Genomic DNA, 16,354 nt, shown 5'->3' with positions numbered 1-16,354 from the left:
TACAGCGCGGGTTCGGTACGGGTTTCCATGAAACGAAACCAGCTGGTCTGTCACGCATCGGAGCCAGTTCGGGGCTTATTCTTGTGGTATCGGGTCGGCGATGGGATGCCAATCCAAGGTCTGTATTTCACCGAGGTGTATCGATGCGTGTTCTAGTAACGGGCGGCGCTGGATTTATCGGCTCTCATCTGTGTGTGTTACTCCTCGATCGAGGTGATCAAGTTGTATGTGTAGACGACCTGTCGACCGGCAGTAAAACCAATGTCGAGTATCTGCTGGAAAATCCCGCCTTCGAATTCTATGAGGCCGATGTCAGCGCCGGACTGGAAATCGAGGGCGAACTTTCCGCCGTCGTGCACCTGGCCAGCCCGGCCTCCCCACCCGACTATCACCGGCTACCGCTCGAGACGCTCGCGGTCGGAAGCCGCGGCACCGAGAACGCGCTGCGGGTGGCGCACCGGCACAGAGCTCGGTTCGTGTTGGCATCAACAAGTGAGGTCTACGGCGACCCACTGGTACATCCGCAGCGCGAGGAATATTGGGGCAACGTCAACCCGATCGGCCCACGCAGTGTGTACGACGAAGCCAAACGGTTCGCCGAGGCGATTACCGCGGCCTACCGACGGACGCTCGGCGTCGACACCGGGGTGATTCGGATCTTCAATACCTACGGCCCGCGCATGCGCCCCCACGATGGCCGGGTGGTGACGAGCTTCATCACGCAGGCGCTCAATGGTGACCCGCTGACTATCTACGGCGACGGAAGTCAAACCCGAAGCTTCTGCTACGTCGATGATCTCATTCGCGGCATCGTCGCCATGATCGACTCGTCCGAGCCGGGGCCGGTCAACCTCGGCAACCCGAATGAACGCACCGTGGCCGAACTCGCCGAGCTGGTCTCGTCGATCACCGGTGCCCGCTCATCCGTCGAGTTCCACCCGCTCCCCACCGACGATCCGACTCGACGTCGTCCGGATATCGCCAAGGCGCTGTCCACCCTCGGCTGGTCACCGCGAGTCGATATCGAGGACGGTTTGCGCCGCACCGTGGAGTGGTTCCGCGCCAGGCCCGACGAGGTGGCCGCGGCGGCCGCCACCGTCGCCGGCGGACAATGCGACAACCTGATCCCCGCATATCAGGAACAGCGATGAACTCGCTCGGCCCCGCCGAACCGCGAAACCGGACGCACCAGGACATCGTTGACCGAGACCGCACAGCGGCGATCCGTCGGCTCTCCGATGGCAACGTCATCGAAATCTCTTCGCGCGGACCGATCTTCGGGCGCGGCCGGAAACCGCGACATATCCTCGATCGGAAAACCTTCGTGCCCGCGTTGGCGGGTGGGCAGCGGGCGCTCGTCGTCGGCCTGACCGTCGGCTGGCTCGTAGGCGTCCTGGGCTTCTGGTGGTGGTGGCTGCAGCCCGAGCACCGGGTCGGATGGATCGGGTTCCTGGTCAGCAGCACGGTATTGCTGTATCTCTCGTGTGAACCGCTGCCCTATCTCGCCGCCGCGAACCGCCTGTGGCGAGTCGATCCGCGATTGCCGGTGCCCAGGCGTCGAGTCGCGTTCGTCGTCACCCGCGCACCATCGGAACCATGGGAGGTCGCGAAGACAACGTTGACATCGATGCTGGCGCAAGACTTTCCGTATCCCTACGACGTATGGCTCTGCGATGAGCGGCCGACCGCGGAGGGGACCGATTGGTGTGCGGCGCACGGCGTCCACATATCCAGTCGATTCGGTATCGAGGAATATCATTGTGACACCTGGCCCCGCCGCACTCGGTGCAAAGAGGGCAATCTCGCGTACTTCTACGATCAACTGGGATACGCGAATTACGACATCGCAGTCCATGTCGACTGCGATCATGTCCCCGACTCGACCTCGCTGGCCGAGATGGTCCGGCCATTCGGCGACCCTGCCGTCGGCTATGTCGCGGCCCCGAACAATTGCGACCGCAATGCCGCGAGTTCATGGTCGGCCCGGGGCCGGGTGCATCACGAAGCCTACTTCCACGGTCCCGTTCAGCTCGGTCACAATCGCGGACTGGCACCCATCCCCATCGGCTCGCACTGGGCGATCAGAACACAGGCACTTGCCGACATCGGCGGAATCGGTCCAGAGCTTCTGGAAGACTTCTCAACCGGTTTCCTGCTCGAATCAGTGGGCTGGCGCGGCGCTTTCGCCAGCGCGGCCAGTACGCACGGCAACGGGCCGATGACATTCTCAGCGATGCTCGTCCAGGAATTCCAATGGACACGAAGCCTGACGACACTGCTGTTACGGGTAGTGCCACTACATTTCGGCCGGTTCAGTTGGCGACTGCGGCTGCGGTATCTGTACGCGATGCTATTTCACACCGCATTCATCGTGGCCGTCGGGTGCGGCTTGGCCGCCCTGGTCATCAGTACCGTCACTGGGTCGCAATGGTTCACCGCCGACCCGGCTCTAGTACTTCTGTACTGGCTGGCGAATTCCCTCTGGCTCGTCCTGCTCACCGGGGTGCTGCGGCACGCCGGACTGCTCCGGCCGGTCGATACGCCGGTTCTGAGCTGGGAGAACTGGCTATATCGCATGACCAGGTGGCCATTCATCGCCTGGGGCGTCGGTGCGGCGGTCTGGCAACTGTTGCGGCCGAGCCCGATCACGATCAGGGTCACGCCCAAAGAGGTGGACGGGCTCGAGCCGCTGCCGTCACGACTGATCGCACCGCATGCCGTACTGGGCACGCTGCTAGCCGTTGCCGCATTCATAGGTGAATTCTCCGGTGCGACGGCAAGTTATATCGTTCTCGCTCTGTCCGGCGCGGCGATTTTTAACGCGGTAATGCTGGCAGTGTGCGTGCTGCATGCCGCCGAAACCGTCGAGGCGGCCGGAGTGAGCTTTCGCGCTGCGATCGAAAACGTAGCGGCACCGTTGTCCATGGCGGTGCTAACAATTCTTCCCGTCGCTGCGGCAACGGCCCTGTTCGTGATTCGAAATTGAATAAATAAATTTCCACCCGGGAGATCGACATGCGGATTACGGTAATTGGAACAGGATATCTGGGCGCGGTCCATGCCGCCTGTATGGCCGAAATCGGTCATGACGTGCTCGGTGTCGACCACGATCTCGAAAAGATAGAAGTACTCGCCGCCGGCCGAGCACCATTCTTCGAGCCCGGTCTTTCTGAGGTGCTGGAACGCAATGTCAGCGCCGGAAAGCTGCGATTCACGACATCGCTCGCCGAGGCCGCCGAATTCGGCGATGTTCATTTCATTTGTGTCGGCACCCCGCAGGAGCGTGGATCATATGCCGCGGACCTGCGCTTTGTTCACGATGTGATCGACGGGTTGGCACCAAATTTGAACAGAAACACCCTGATTGTCGGCAAGTCCACGGTGCCCGTCGGCACCGCGGCCGCGCTGGCGGCCCGGGTGGCTCGGCTTTCGCCCGTCGGCGCCGAGGTGGCCTGGAACCCGGAATTCCTCCGTGAGGGGTTCGCGGTCCAGGACACGCTGCGCCCGGACCGACTGGTAGTCGGTGTCCAGTCGGCCGAGGCCGACGCGATTCTGCGTTCGGTATACGCGCCGATCCTGGCCGAAAACGTCCCGTATATCTCGACGGATCTGGCTACTGCCGAGCTGGTCAAGGTCTCCGCGAATGCCTTTCTGGCGACAAAGATTTCGTTTATCAACGCGATTGCCGATGTGTGTGATGCGGCTGGCGCCGATGTCGTCACGCTCGCCGATGCGATCGGTCATGACGAGCGTATCGGACGCCGATTCCTGTCTGCGGGACTCGGCTTCGGGGGTGGCTGCTTGCCGAAGGATATCCGTGCTTTCACGGCTCGCGCTCATGAACTGGGCGTCGGTCAGTCCTTGGGTTTTCTGAAAGAGGTCGACGAGATCAATATGCGGCGACGTGAACATGTAGTCGAGCTGGCACGCCAGCTCGTCGGCGGTTCGTTCCTCGGTCGCACGGTTGCGGTGCTCGGTGCGGCGTTCAAACCTGACAGCGATGATGTCCGGGATTCACCGGCACTCAACGTGGCGGCCGCGATTCAACTGCGCGGTGGTCGTGTACGAGTGCATGACCCCGAAGCCCTCGACAACGCGCGTGCGGTGTTTCCCGGGCTCGACTACGCGCGAGAGGTCACCAAGGCGTGCGAGCATGCCGACATCGTGCTTCATCTGACCGAATGGCGGGAATACCGGGAACTGGATCCGGCGGAGCTCGCCAAGACGGTAAGTCATCCGCGCCTTCTCGACGGGCGCAATGCGCTGTCGCTGGATTCCTGGCGCGCGGCCGGTTGGGCGGTCCGTGGACTCGGGCGAGCCGCCGCCTGATAAGCCGCAGGTGCTGTTCGGTATCGGCGGCGGCCCGTCGATACCGAAACCCACAGCCGGTCGTTGTTCAGGATGCAGCCTCGGATGATGGCTGCTTGTCACGCAATAGTGTGCACGCGTAATCCCTGAGCAGCCCATGCAGGAGGTAATGATCGCGGGTCCCGACGGTGACCAAATGCTCGTCGGCCAGCCGGTCGAGGAGGTGACGAGTATGCGAGGTGGTGAGCCGCATCATGACGGCAACGTCCTCCGTGGTGAAGCCGTCACAAGGCAGCAGACCGAGGAAACGAAACATCCGTTGCTCGTCCGCACCGAGCGATCGATAGGACAGCTCGAACGACGACCGCAACTGCTCGCTTCCAGCGCCGAGTTCGTCGACCGGATACCCACTGCCCTCGAAGTGCTCAACGAGATCCGCAATTGTCCACGTCGGCCGGGAACGCAGGCGGCGGGCGGCGACCGCCAACGCCAACGGGTGACAGCCGCACCGCTCCACCAGTCGACGGGTCGCGTCAGGGTCGGCTTGCAACTGCTTCGCATCCACCGCGCGTTGCAGCATTTCCCTTGCCTCGACAGGTGTGAATGTCGGTACATGCAGTGTCCTGGCGCCGTCCAAAGCCAACGTTCTCCTGCTGGTGATCAGAACCAGACTGGTAGGACTGGCAGGCAACAGCGGCAGCACCTGATCCGCCAGCGCCGCGTTGTCGAGCACTATCAGGGCGCTCTTGCCGTACAAGCGATCTCGGTACATGGCCGCTCGCTCGGCCAGGCCGGGCGGGATCTGTTCGCTGGGCACTCCCAGCTGCCGAAGGAAGGTTGTCAGCACCGACGAGGGGTTCGCGGGTGGTTGCGCGGAGTATCCCTGTAGATCTACATAGAGCTGGCAGTCACCGTATCGGCCTGCCCTGTGTAGCTGGTGCGCAGCGTGCACGGCCAGCCGAGTCTTTCCTACACCAGCCATCCCCTCGAGCACGAAAACCGCCACCGAGGTGTCGATGCTGTGTGCCCGAGAACCTTCCAGCAGTTCCCGCAGCTCGGCCTTGCGGCCGACGAAATCACCGATATTCTGCGGCAAATAGTGACGTGCGCCGAGAGGCTCGAGTTCTCGACGCCGAACTTCCTGCCGTAACACCCGCTGATACGCGGCAGTGAGTTCGGACCTCGGGTCGGCGCCGAGTTCCGAGGCCAGGCGCCGCCGCAGTGTATCGAAGACGTTGAATGCGGCAGCCTGCTGTCCGGTGCCCGCGAGCGCGATCATCAACGCCGCGTGTACAGCCTCGTGCAACGGGTCGGCGGCGGCCACCTTATGTAAGAGCGGAAGCACTTCCTCGTGCCGCCCCGAATCTGAAGCAGCGCAGGCATATTCGACGACAACCGTCCGGTATTCACGGATCAGCTCCAACACGATCGGGTGGGTCTGCAACGCGACGATTCCGTCGAGCGGATCGCCGCGCCATAGTCCGATGGCTTCGGCGAACAGCGTGCGGGCCGTACCGAGGTCATTGTCGTTCCTGGCCTGTCGCGCACGGGTGACGAGCCGGCGGAAGACCAGCAGATCGTGCTGATACTCGGTCACGGTGAGCTGGTAGCCGCTGCGAGTCACCGGAATCGGCTGTACTCGATGTTCCTCGGTAACGCTCGGCTGCAGGCGCCGCCGGAGCCGGGAGACCCTCGACTGCAGCAGATTCGGGTTGTCATATTCCGGCCGCACTTCCCAGAGCGCATCGAGCAAGGCGGCGCGAGTCACCGAAGCGTTCGGTGTCAGCGCGAGCAATCCCAGCAGTGCGTGCTGGGCCTGCGATCCCGGATCAATCACTGCGCCGTCCACCGATACGCGCAGTGATCCCAGTATCTCCACCCGCAAACCGGCTTGGCGGTATTCGCTGTTGGCCAGGCGTACCAGATCATCGAACTCGTAGCGGGACAGCCCGAATACCTCGGCGAGCTTACGCAACGTGGCCGCGCGTGGGCGCAGGACTCGGCCCTGCTCGATGTCGCGTAATCCGCCGACGCTCAACCCCGCGAGTTCCGCCGCGCCACGTTGATCGAGACCTGCACGCCGCCGGAAGTGTCGGATGCTATCGGCGAATTGGCCGGTGACGGTCAGCGACACGTCGATCACCTCGCGATCCTCATCGCTACTGTTCCCGGTGGCTATCGGCACATTTGCTGCCGCTGGGTGCGCGGCGAGCGCACTCTGGCCGCGGGCGGAGGGTGAAGCCGTAGGACGTCAATGGATGAATCCTCCATTCGGCGAGCTTCGATCGCGCTGTATACGACCGAGTTCTCCAGAATCAGCACGCTACGACCCATGCCGACCCGGAACATCCGCCGCAGCAGCCGGAAATATCCGCACTATCCGTTGGTCGTTTCGCAATGCCTGGCAAGGTGGCCGAATGGGACTACAGCGAACTGACGGAACAACGTTCGTACCCGATGACGTGTCCGACGTGATGGTGGTCGCCGCGCCTTGCAATCGTATCGGAACAACGTGCACGAGGAGATCGAGCTCGTTCAGGTGAGTGGCTCCGGATTCATCGTGCGCAGGCGTGGCGTCGTTCATCACGCGGTGCCGGGCGAACTGATCGCGGCATGCCGATGCCGCGCATTCCACCGCACCAGGCATTCTCTGCGGGAAGCCGGGGATTGCCTTCCATCAGGACCGGGACTTGGTGGCCACCGGCGACTACGGCCCCCGCGGCCTCCACCCTCACGAACGCTGTCGCCAGCAGCGATTGAAACACCGTCGGTGCCATCAGATTAGACCGCATCCCGACCCGCTGGCGTGACGAGCCAGCGCCTCCAGTTTCGCGGCACCGAGATGATCCGCCCCCGGCGACCGCGACCGCGCCAGTCGGTGCCGAGACAGCAGCACGGACCTCATGCACCATCCAGAAGTACGCGAACCGATCGAGCAGGTCGTTGCAGCGAGCGTTCGCCGCGGTAGCGTCGATCTCCCGCGGGCCCGCTTCCGGCCACCGCGATCCGATCGATAAACGCGCAGTCGGCAGGTGGCCCAGCGAGTGCAGCGAAGCGGCCAGAAAACGCAACTGCCCAATGTTGGACGCCGAGGAGTCCGCAATCCCGGTCGCCCAGTTCAGAGCGCGGACCGCCTCCGCCGATAGACATGTCTGCCGTCGATATCGAGAGTCCGCCCCAGCAAGGCCGGACCCGCCGCGAGCCGCTCAAACGTGGCATGAGGCTCCAGAGCCACTCGCTGCTTCCCGCAATCGAGAAAAGGGATCTTTGGCAAGTTAATTTTTGTATAAGATTGAGATTGAATATTTGACATATCAAGCGGCTCTTTATATAAGTCTAACCTGTTGTAAATGCAGGGTCTCGCGCCGAAATATTGACACGCCAGCGACTGTGCGTTAAGTTGATGTCGTCCGTTGTCGTCGGATTTGAGATATTTATATGAACAAGGAGGTCGCCATGTCGGATGAGCAATTCCTGAACTCCCGCGAAGATGGTGAAGTCGCGACCAAGTGGTGATTTCTTCACCCGATCTCCCTTCTATCAGTTGATATAGCAGAGAGTCTGATGTGAAGCAGTTCTCCGGCATCGGTGATTGCAATGATGCCGAGTATTGGGTTGCGGTGGAGGAAGCTGAATCTCGACTGCGTGCCCTTCCCCTCGGGAAGGGCACGCTCTCGCTATTGATCTCCATCTCCTCGCAACATTCGGATTGGCCGGTTCGCGCGGCGGCGATTCGCTATCTCGCCGAGGCATTCGGAGAACATGATTCGGCCGTCGAGTCCATTATTGCAGCCACTCATGACCAGACGGATTGGGTGTCGTTCACTGCTATTCGGCTGTGTGGGGAGCTGAGAATCAAAGAGGCTCTGCGGGATCTGATCCGTATTTCGGGTTGGCCGAGTAATTTTATGCGGGACGGCTATGCTCGTAAACCCGTCGGATGTGGTGCAGCCTTCACCAAGCATGCGCTGGTCTCGATTCTGGGTAGCCGTGATCCGGTCGAATTACGTCGACTCGAAGACGAACATTTTGCCGGGTTACGTGATAAAGCCGACGCTGCTCGGCCGAAACGTAGGCACTTGGACGTCGTCGAGATTCCCGCCGGGCCGTTCCTCGCTGGTGCGCCCGCGCAAGCGATCGGCACCTTCAATATGGACGATTCCGATAATCCGCCGCGCTCCATCGATCTGCCGGCATTCCTCATCGATCGAACCGCGGTCACTAACCGGCGCTATCGGGAATTCCTCGACGACGTCGCCGACAGCACGGCGTTCGACCATCCGGATCAGCCGGACGGGCAAGAACACCATCGCCCAGCCCATCGGCACGACCCGCGCTTCAACGGACCTGACCTGCCGGTGGTCGGCCTCGACTGGTACGACGCATGGGCCTTCGCCAACTGGGCCGGCGGAATGCTGCCCAGCGAGGACCAGTGGGAGAAGGCGGCGCGCGGTTGCGACGGGCGGGTATATCCATGGGGAGACGAGTGGGAGCCCGAGCGTGCGAATTTCGTTGAACGAACCTTCGGTGTGCCCGTCGGCGATCTCGCCGAACTGGAGCGGTTGTTAATCACCGTCATGGAAACGGATTTCCCGGCCGGGCCGGTGCTTCCGGCCGACAGTCTCCCGGAGGGTGCCGGCCCGTTCGGTTTGCTGCAAATGGCAGGCAACGTCTGGGAGATGACCCGGACCAACTTCTTCACCCGCAAGGACATGGACCCGTTCTTCCGAGGGCGCCGACCAGTCGAGTTCATGAACCGTCAGGATGCCTTCTATGTTCTTCGCGGGGGTACGTGGACTTCGCCGCCGGTCTGTCTGACCACTTACTACCGGGGCAAAGATCTGCTGACCGACAGGCACAATGAGATCGGATTCCGCTGTGTATACCCGGTCGAATGAGCAATCGGTGAGCGCAGGCACCGATAGCGCGCAGGTTGTGCTGCGCTATCTCGCGGCTTCCAATACCGGAAACCGCGCGGCGGTGATGGAACTGTTGGCCGATGAGGCCAGCTTCACGCTCTGGGGTCGGCTGCCGGTTTCCGGAACGACGGCCGGCAAGCGAGCCATCGTCGAGTCCTTGATGCCCGGCGCTCGCAAGTTGTTCCAGCCCGGCACGTTGCAGCTGCGACCGTTGCACTTGATGGTCGACGGCGATTACGTGGTCGCCGAGGTACATGCGCAAGGCATCAGCGCTGCCGGCGTCGCCTACGACACCCAGTATTGCATGGTGTTCCAGGTTCGGGATGGACAGATCAGTGCGATACGGGAGTACATGGATACGTCATATGCGGAGAGTGTGCTGTGTCCTCACCTGTGAGTTCGACCTACGATTTGTTCAGCGACGCGTTCTTCGGTGCACCGGATGCGGTTTTCCACCGAATGCGTGTCGAGGCTCCGGTGCACTGGGAGCCCACCCTCGAGGCATGGGTGCTCACCCGCTATGAGGATGTGCGCGCTGTACTGAACGACCCCCGCTTCTCGGTCGATCGCAACGGACGTATTCGCGGAGCTACCCCGCCCGAGGCTCGGGAGAAACTCGCGGATTGTTACCGCCTGTTGTCCAAATGGATGATCTTCACCGACGAGCCCGATCACAGTCGGCTCCGCACCGTCATCGGTCCGGCCTACACTCCGGGCGCGGTTCGCCTAGTGGCGCCGTTCGTGGATCAGGTGGTGCACGAGTTGCTTTCGAAAGCAGGCGTAGGCGCGGAGTTCGATGTCGTGGCCGATCTCGCCGAGCCGCTCACCGGGCTCGTGAACGCCCGGCTCGTCGGCTTTCCTCCCGAGTTGGTCGGCCAGGTCAAGCAATGGAGCGACGACGTCTTCCGGCTATTCGGGTCCGGGATCGTGACCGAAGAAATCGTAGATGCCGCGCACGTCAGCCTTGTGGAGTGCACCGAGTACGCCCACAAGCTTATCGGCGACGTCGAGGATGCCACGGGGGACACTCTCGCCGGCCGGCTGCGAGCGAGTCTGGATCGAGGCGAGGTCCTCGACGCGGAAGAAGCGGCCAAGTCCGTCGCGATGGTGATGATCGGAGGCCACGAAGCCGCGCGCCACATGATCGGCAACGGCCTTGTGGCGCTGCTGCGTGAGCCGAGTCAGTTGAAGTTGCTTCGTGACCGTCCCGAACTCATCGATCAGGCAGTCGACGAGTTGGTGCGTTACGACTCGCCGTCGATGGCATCGCTGCGATGCGCACGGGTGGATGTCGAGATCGGTGGAACGACGATTCGGGCGGGGCAGTTCGTCTTCGCCATGCTGCGCGCGGCCAATCACGATCCGGAGGTGTTCGACGACCCCGACCATCTCGACTTGGCGCGCGTCGGCATTCAGCATCTCGGGTTCGGCTTCGGTAGGCACTTTTGTTCCGGCGCCTCGCTGACCCCGCTCATCGTCACTTCCGCACTACGGGCACTCATCGCGCTCGAACCGCAGCTCACAAGCGATGAACTGCAATGGATTCCCAGCCTGTCCAGCCGTGGACCGGCCGCGCTTGCGGTCCGATTCACTCGCCGGCCACCAACGCCTGAGCTGACCGGCGCTCTTGTGAACGACGACGATGCCCTCGATGCTGCGGCGCACGACCAGGGCAACACTGTCCGGATTCGACCGACGTCGATTCTGCGCCCAGGCACGGTCGACGACGTCGTTCGGATGATCCGATATTGCCGTGGGCGGAATATCCAGGTTGCGCCGCGCGGCACCGCGCACACCAGCTTCGGCCAATGCCTGGTGAACGGTCTCGCGATCGACATGCGATCGTTGGACCGGATACTAGAGGTGGGCAAAGACGCTCGAACGGGCACCGCGAGCATAGATGTGCAGGGTGGAGCGCTCTGGCAGGATGTTGTCGATGTCGGCTTCGCGCACGGTCTGAGAGTGCGAACGGGTGTACCCGCCGTCTTGCGGCTCACCGTTGGTGGCGTCCTATCGGTCGGCGGTATCAGCACAAGCCGGGTCGGCGGATCGATCGCCGATTCCGTCGAGGAACTCGAGGTCGTCACCGGTGCGGGCGAACTGCTCACCTGTTCTCCTGACAGGCACCGCGATCTGTTCGAGGCGGTCCTCGGTGGGCTAGGGCAGTTCGGGGTGATCGTTCGTGCCAGGTTGAGCATGGTTCCGGTCGCACCACTTGCCCGTGGCTATGCGCTGCGCTACCGGCACGCCGAACTGCGCCAAGCCTTCGCGGACCAGCGCATCCTGGCCGATCGCGATGGAATCGATGAGCAGTTGCTGCGTTGGAAATGGCAGCCGGATGGGCCCACCGCGGAGCTCACCGCCCACGTCTACTACACCAGCGGCAATCCGCCAGAAGACCAGTACCTGATGCGTGGTCTGAGCCGGGAGCCAGCCGCGATCACGGAGCTGAGCTATGTGGATCGGGCCGCTTCGATCGACCGTCTTTATGCCGAATACGAACGTCACGGTTGGGCCGACTCCCTGAAACTGTGGTCGGACAATTTTGTACCCGACCCAGGGCCGGGAAGCAGTTTCGAGGACGTCACCCTGGGGATACTCGATGAGATCGGCGAACGTGAGTGGAGCCCATCATCGACTGTGCTGCTGTTCCGCAAACATCGAAACGCCTTTCGATTGCCGGGGTTACGCCTGCCCGACCCTGCGCTGGGTCGGCACTTGTGCATGGTCGCGGTTTCTTCGGACAGTTTCGGGAAGACCGTGGACGCAGAATATGTTCGAACCCGAAAGGCGACCAATCGCCGTTGGTACGAGTTGGCACGAGACATCGGTGGCACGCTCTATCCGCTCGGCGCGACGGAGTTCGGTCCGGCTGATTGGCGGTGTCAGTACGCCGACTACTACGACACGTTCCAGCAAGCCAAACGCCGATACGATCCCGACGCAATCATGACGCCGACGCCGGCGATCTTCGAATGAGACAGGAACTGCGAGCCGATGTGGCAGCACCGTACGTGCACGGACGCGTCCGAACTTGACGATCTGACACCAACGGTAAATCCCGCGGAGGCACAGGCTTGGTGCAACTTCGTCGTATGGATGCCTGAACACTTGCCCGCCGAATGCCAACTGCACTCCGGCACGCTGCGTCGTGAGGCTCCTCCCGGAGTACCAGTCGAGCCGATCGAAGACCGTGGGCCGCGGGACGGAAACTACCTGGCCTCCTACCGATTCGAAGTTTCCGGGATCGATCGCAAACTGCGCGTCAAACAGTTCTATTACGATTGGGCATTCCCTGCGTTCGACCAACCCAGTCTCTGGAAATCCGACACGCATGCCGTACCCATCGACGACATCCATGTCGTCTGGTTCGGAGTCGATTTCCTGTGCAATCGAGCTGCTTCCGCACGATTGGGTAGAACAACCATCGAACTATCCGTGCTGGAGGGCGCGTTCACCGAGCGCGAGATACTGGAGCTTTACCAGGCTTTGCATCCGGTCGACACCGCTGTAGCGGATGAGATCGCAGCGACTCCACATGCACAGCTGAGCTACTGGGCGCGTCACGCCGCTGCTGCGCAACTGGTCGTACCGGTTGGCTACTGGAAATTTCGGCGCGGCGCGCACCGAGCACGCTGGTCGTCCACCGGGTGGGGAGCCGATCAGGACATCCCCGTCGTGCTGGCCGGCTTGGACCTCGACAGCGGTGCGCATATCGAACTCGAAAGCGGCGGAGCGGAGATCGAAGTCGTCTATGCCGGAGGTCGGGATCGGGGTGTCGAACTCAGGCTCATCGCCCAGCGGCCCGGCAAGGGGGGCCTCCGGATTCCCGCTGCCCCGGAACCGCATCCCTGCCATCGGGAGCTGATCCGCCACCGCGGCATCGACATACAGCTGGCCTGGACCGACGAGCGATACGGTCCGTTCCAGGCCGTGTTCACCACGCCGAACCAGAGGTGGGAAGCTACGTTGCTCAGCACCGCCGGCGTAGGACTCGGTCGGAGATGGTTCTTTGCGGCTCTGGACGAACTGACATCCTGACCGGTCGGTGTTCATCCGCACCGCGTCGATCTGCTATACGCCGCAAGGACTTTGAGGTCAGCGTTACTTTCCGGACAGTGCGGCGGCGATGTCGTGGCGGGATGCGATGCCGAGCTTCGCCAGGATGTTGGATACGTGGGACTGAATTGTCCTGCGCGACAAGAACATCTGGGCGGCGATATCGGAGTTGGAGAAGCCCTCGGCCACCAGGGCGGCGACCTTGCGTTCGGTATCGGTCAAGGCGGCGCGTCCGGACTTGGGGCGGTTGCGGGGTCCGCGGACGCCGCGGCGAATTCCGTACGGGCGCATGCGCGCGACGGCGCGGGCGGTGTCCCAGGACGCGCCGAGGCCGGTGTAGAGCTCGACCGCAGCATCCAGGGCGCTGCGGGCATCCGAACCGTGCCCGTCCGCGGCGAACAGTACGGCGGCGTTCTCGTATGCCTGCGCCTCGTAGAGTGGTCGTCCCGCCTGTCGGAATTCGGCGGCGGCCGTGAGCAGGCGCGCGGGGTCGCGCTCGGCGACACCGCGGCACAGCAGAGCGGTGCCGATTCGGGATGGTGTCGGACAGCGCGCGACCAGCTCTGTCGAAGCTGCCACTACCGTACGGGCAGCGTCCTCGTCACCGAGGTCGGCGGCGAGCCGGGCGATATCCGGGTAGATGTAATACAGCGCGGGCGCCGCCATACCGTCGACCAATCGCCGCTGCGCATCGACGAGGAGATCCAGCGCGCCACGCGGATCGCCGCGCGTCTCCAGCAGCAATGCCTTGACCCACGGATAGAACTGCGCGTAGCCGCTGCTCCCGAATTGGTCGGTCGGCGGCAGAATATCGTCCGGATCCGGTTGGAAGGTGCCGCGATGGATTCCGATCAGCGCGGCCAGGCTCTGCAGAATCGGGGTGTACCCGAGGATGTCGGGCACCGCCAGACCCGTGGTGCATTCGACCATCGCATCGTCCCAGCGACCATCCAGTAGATACAACCGTGCCTGGGCGGACAGATTCGTACCGAGATACACACCGTTGATCCGGCGATTGTGTCCGATGGCCTTGTATAGGAACGCTTCCGCGTCGGTAAGCCGATCGAGCTCGATCAAGCAGTGCGCGTGGACCACATAGGGATCGAATTGGTCGGTTCCGAATCCGCTGTTGAAGACCGCCAGAATGCGGCTGCTCAGCTCCAGCGCCTCGTCCAGATAGCCCTGGATAAAGCGCAGTGCCCCCAACGTCAGAAGCCCGTAGCCGGTCGCGATCGGGTTCCCGGTGGCCTCACCGATCGCCAGCGCCCGCTTACCTGCCGCCTCCGCCGCATCGAATCGACCGAGGAAGAAGTTGTGCAGTCCGCTCATCCCGTGAAATCGGCCCGCGTCCGCATCCGTGAGATTCGGTGTGACCAGGGTCTTTTCGGCAACGGCCACCACTTCGAGCTGATCGCCCTGGGCATGGCAGGCCTGCATCAGCAACCACCGCAGTTCGATATCGTCCTCCGGCCGGCTCAACAACGCCGTACGCACCAGGGCTTCGGCCTCGACCGCGCGACCGTTCCACAGCAGCGCCTGGGTGTGCAGCCGCAGCAGTATCGGACGCATGCCGAGGTCCGCCGTGCCGGCCGCGCGCTGCAACAGTCGCACCGCGATCTCGGGCACGCGCACGATCAACTTGTCGGCCACCGCGACCAGCCAGTCGAGCGTCGGCTTGTCGAACTCGTTCTCCCCCGCCAGCAGGTAGTAGGCGATCCGCTCGATCGGCGCGTCGGTGGCCAGCAGGATCTGTCCGGCCCGGCGCAGCAATCCGGCGCGCAGCGAATCGGGCAGCTGATCGGCGAGCACTTGACGGATCAGATCGTGCCGGAAGACCAGTTCGGAGTCGGCACGGGTGAGTAGTCCGCCGTCGGTCGCCTCGGTGACTACATTCCAGATTTCCAGGATCGGACTGTCCAGCACCGCGGCCAGTTCCGCGACGTACACCGTCGGCCCCAGTGCCGCGGCCATCGGAAGGACTTGCCGCGCAGAACGTGACAGGAATTCCAGCCGCTGCGTGATCGCCTCCGCCAGCGATGCGGAGGGACGTTCATCATCGGCGGAATCGGTGGGATCAGCAATATCCGCGACCACCGTGATCGCCTCGTCGCGCAACAGGCAGGCCACCAATTCCGTGATGTAGAGCGGATTCCCGCCCGCACCGACCACCTGCCGCATCAAACCCGGCCCTGGAATCGCACCGACCATATGCCGAACCAGTTCCGTCGTCGCAGGTTCGGGCAGCGCGCCGAGCCGAAGCGTCGGTGCACGACGTTCCGCGAGTTCGGCCGTCAACGCGACGAATCCGGTGTCCCTCGGCAGTGGACGCGCCGCGAGCATCAGCAGCAGGGGCAGACCGTCCACAACACCACAGAGCCGGTGCAGCACCGCCAGACTCTGCCGGTCCGCCCAATGCACATCGTCGATGACCAACGCGACCGGACCTGCGGCACACCAGGTATCGACCAGATCGAGGATCGCTTCGCTGATCGCGAACTCGTGCGTCGCCGCACCGTCGCCCGCTCGATCCCCACTGCGCAGCAGTGCACGCACCGGATCGGATCCCCGATCGCTGTCCAGCCAGGAGCACACCGCCGCGAACGGCACCTGCCGCTGCAACTCCATCGCGGCTCCCCTGCGCACACTCAGGCCCTCGGCCGCATATCGAGCAACGGCCGCATCGAGTAACGCGGTCTTACCGATACCGGGCTCGCCCTCGACGAGCACCACCACCCCCTTTCCCGCAGTCGCTTGCAGACCGAGCGCTACCACACGCTCGACCTCGGCATCTCGACCGACGAATACGGAGGTAAGGGGACCCTGCACTCAGGAGATCCTATGCGTCCGCACGACATTGTGCAGAATGCACACTCCCCGCTCAGTCGCGGGATTTCGCCGTCCGACGCGGATATTCCCACGGGCTATGACGGATGTTCCCGCCGCGCGGCTGCCGTAGGGTCCGATGTCGGCGGCCCGCGTCCGGCGAATCTGCCGGTTGAAGCACCTCCGAGCGGCCGCCGAGCAGAGGAGATCCGTTGCAGCCCGAGGCACCGACCCGGCACCCCGCA

General features: G+C 63.1%; 9 protein-coding genes. 7 read left to right on the top strand and 2 right to left on the bottom strand.

Annotated elements, in window-relative coordinates; translation table 11 throughout:
- Window positions 1–143: 143 nt before the first annotated feature.
- The 3 genes from ON44_RS42545 to ON44_RS42535 are packed head-to-tail and all read left to right on the top strand — an operon-like array spanning window position 144 to window position 4,329.
- Window positions 144–1,151: a UDP-glucuronic acid decarboxylase family protein gene (locus ON44_RS42545; protein ID WP_083898518.1), complete on the top strand. Its 1,008-nt coding sequence runs from the start codon at window positions 144–146 to the stop codon at window positions 1,149–1,151.
- Window positions 1,148–2,986: a glycosyltransferase family 2 protein gene (locus tag ON44_RS42540; protein ID WP_218007769.1), complete on the top strand. Its 1,839-nt coding sequence runs from the start codon at window positions 1,148–1,150 to the stop codon at window positions 2,984–2,986. Before ON44_RS42545 ends, ON44_RS42540 begins: the two co-directional genes overlap by 4 nt.
- 29 nt (window positions 2,987–3,015) lie before the next feature.
- Window positions 3,016–4,329, top strand: coding sequence for a UDP-glucose dehydrogenase family protein (locus ON44_RS42535; RefSeq protein WP_040700766.1), 1,314 nt, complete (start codon window positions 3,016–3,018; stop codon window positions 4,327–4,329).
- A gap of 67 nt (window positions 4,330–4,396) precedes the next feature.
- Here the strand turns inward: ON44_RS42535 and ON44_RS42530 are convergent, their stop codons facing one another.
- Window positions 4,397–6,451 carry a BTAD domain-containing putative transcriptional regulator gene (locus ON44_RS42530; RefSeq protein ID WP_051183291.1) on the bottom strand — a complete coding sequence of 685 codons (2,055 nt, stop codon included), beginning with the start codon at window positions 6,449–6,451 and terminating at the stop codon, window positions 4,397–4,399.
- Between the two features lie 1,423 nt (window positions 6,452–7,874).
- Here ON44_RS42530 and ON44_RS42520 point away from each other — a divergent pair.
- The 4 genes from ON44_RS42520 to ON44_RS42505 all read left to right on the top strand — a co-directional run bounded on the left by ON44_RS42520 (window position 7,875) and on the right by ON44_RS42505 (window position 13,268).
- Complete coding sequence (locus tag ON44_RS42520; RefSeq protein WP_051183290.1) at window positions 7,875–9,206, top strand: SUMF1/EgtB/PvdO family nonheme iron enzyme; 1,332 nt, start codon at window positions 7,875–7,877, stop codon at window positions 9,204–9,206.
- Between the two features lie 7 nt (window positions 9,207–9,213).
- On the top strand, window positions 9,214–9,624 hold the full coding sequence (locus ON44_RS47555) for a nuclear transport factor 2 family protein (RefSeq protein ID WP_157187609.1): 411 nt from the start codon (window positions 9,214–9,216) through the stop codon (window positions 9,622–9,624).
- Window positions 9,609–12,206, top strand: coding sequence for a cytochrome P450 (locus tag ON44_RS42510; protein ID WP_157187608.1), 2,598 nt, complete (start codon window positions 9,609–9,611; stop codon window positions 12,204–12,206). The genes ON44_RS47555 and ON44_RS42510 overlap by 16 nt, the downstream gene beginning before the upstream one ends.
- Window positions 12,207–12,326: 120 nt before the next feature.
- Window positions 12,327–13,268: a hypothetical protein gene (locus tag ON44_RS42505; RefSeq protein WP_157187607.1), complete on the top strand. Its 942-nt coding sequence runs from the start codon at window positions 12,327–12,329 to the stop codon at window positions 13,266–13,268.
- 63 nt (window positions 13,269–13,331) lie between these two features.
- Here the strand turns inward: ON44_RS42505 and ON44_RS42500 are convergent, their stop codons facing one another.
- Window positions 13,332–16,112 (bottom strand): helix-turn-helix transcriptional regulator, encoded by a 2,781-nt coding sequence (locus ON44_RS42500; protein WP_040700755.1) that lies wholly within the window; start codon window positions 16,110–16,112, stop codon window positions 13,332–13,334.
- Window positions 16,113–16,354: the final 242 nt, after the last annotated feature.

The organism is Nocardia vinacea NBRC 16497, assembly GCF_000308835.1.
Taxonomy (GTDB): domain Bacteria; phylum Actinomycetota; class Actinomycetes; order Mycobacteriales; family Mycobacteriaceae; genus Nocardia; species Nocardia vinacea.
This window is presented reverse-complemented; position numbering and strand designations above follow the sequence as displayed.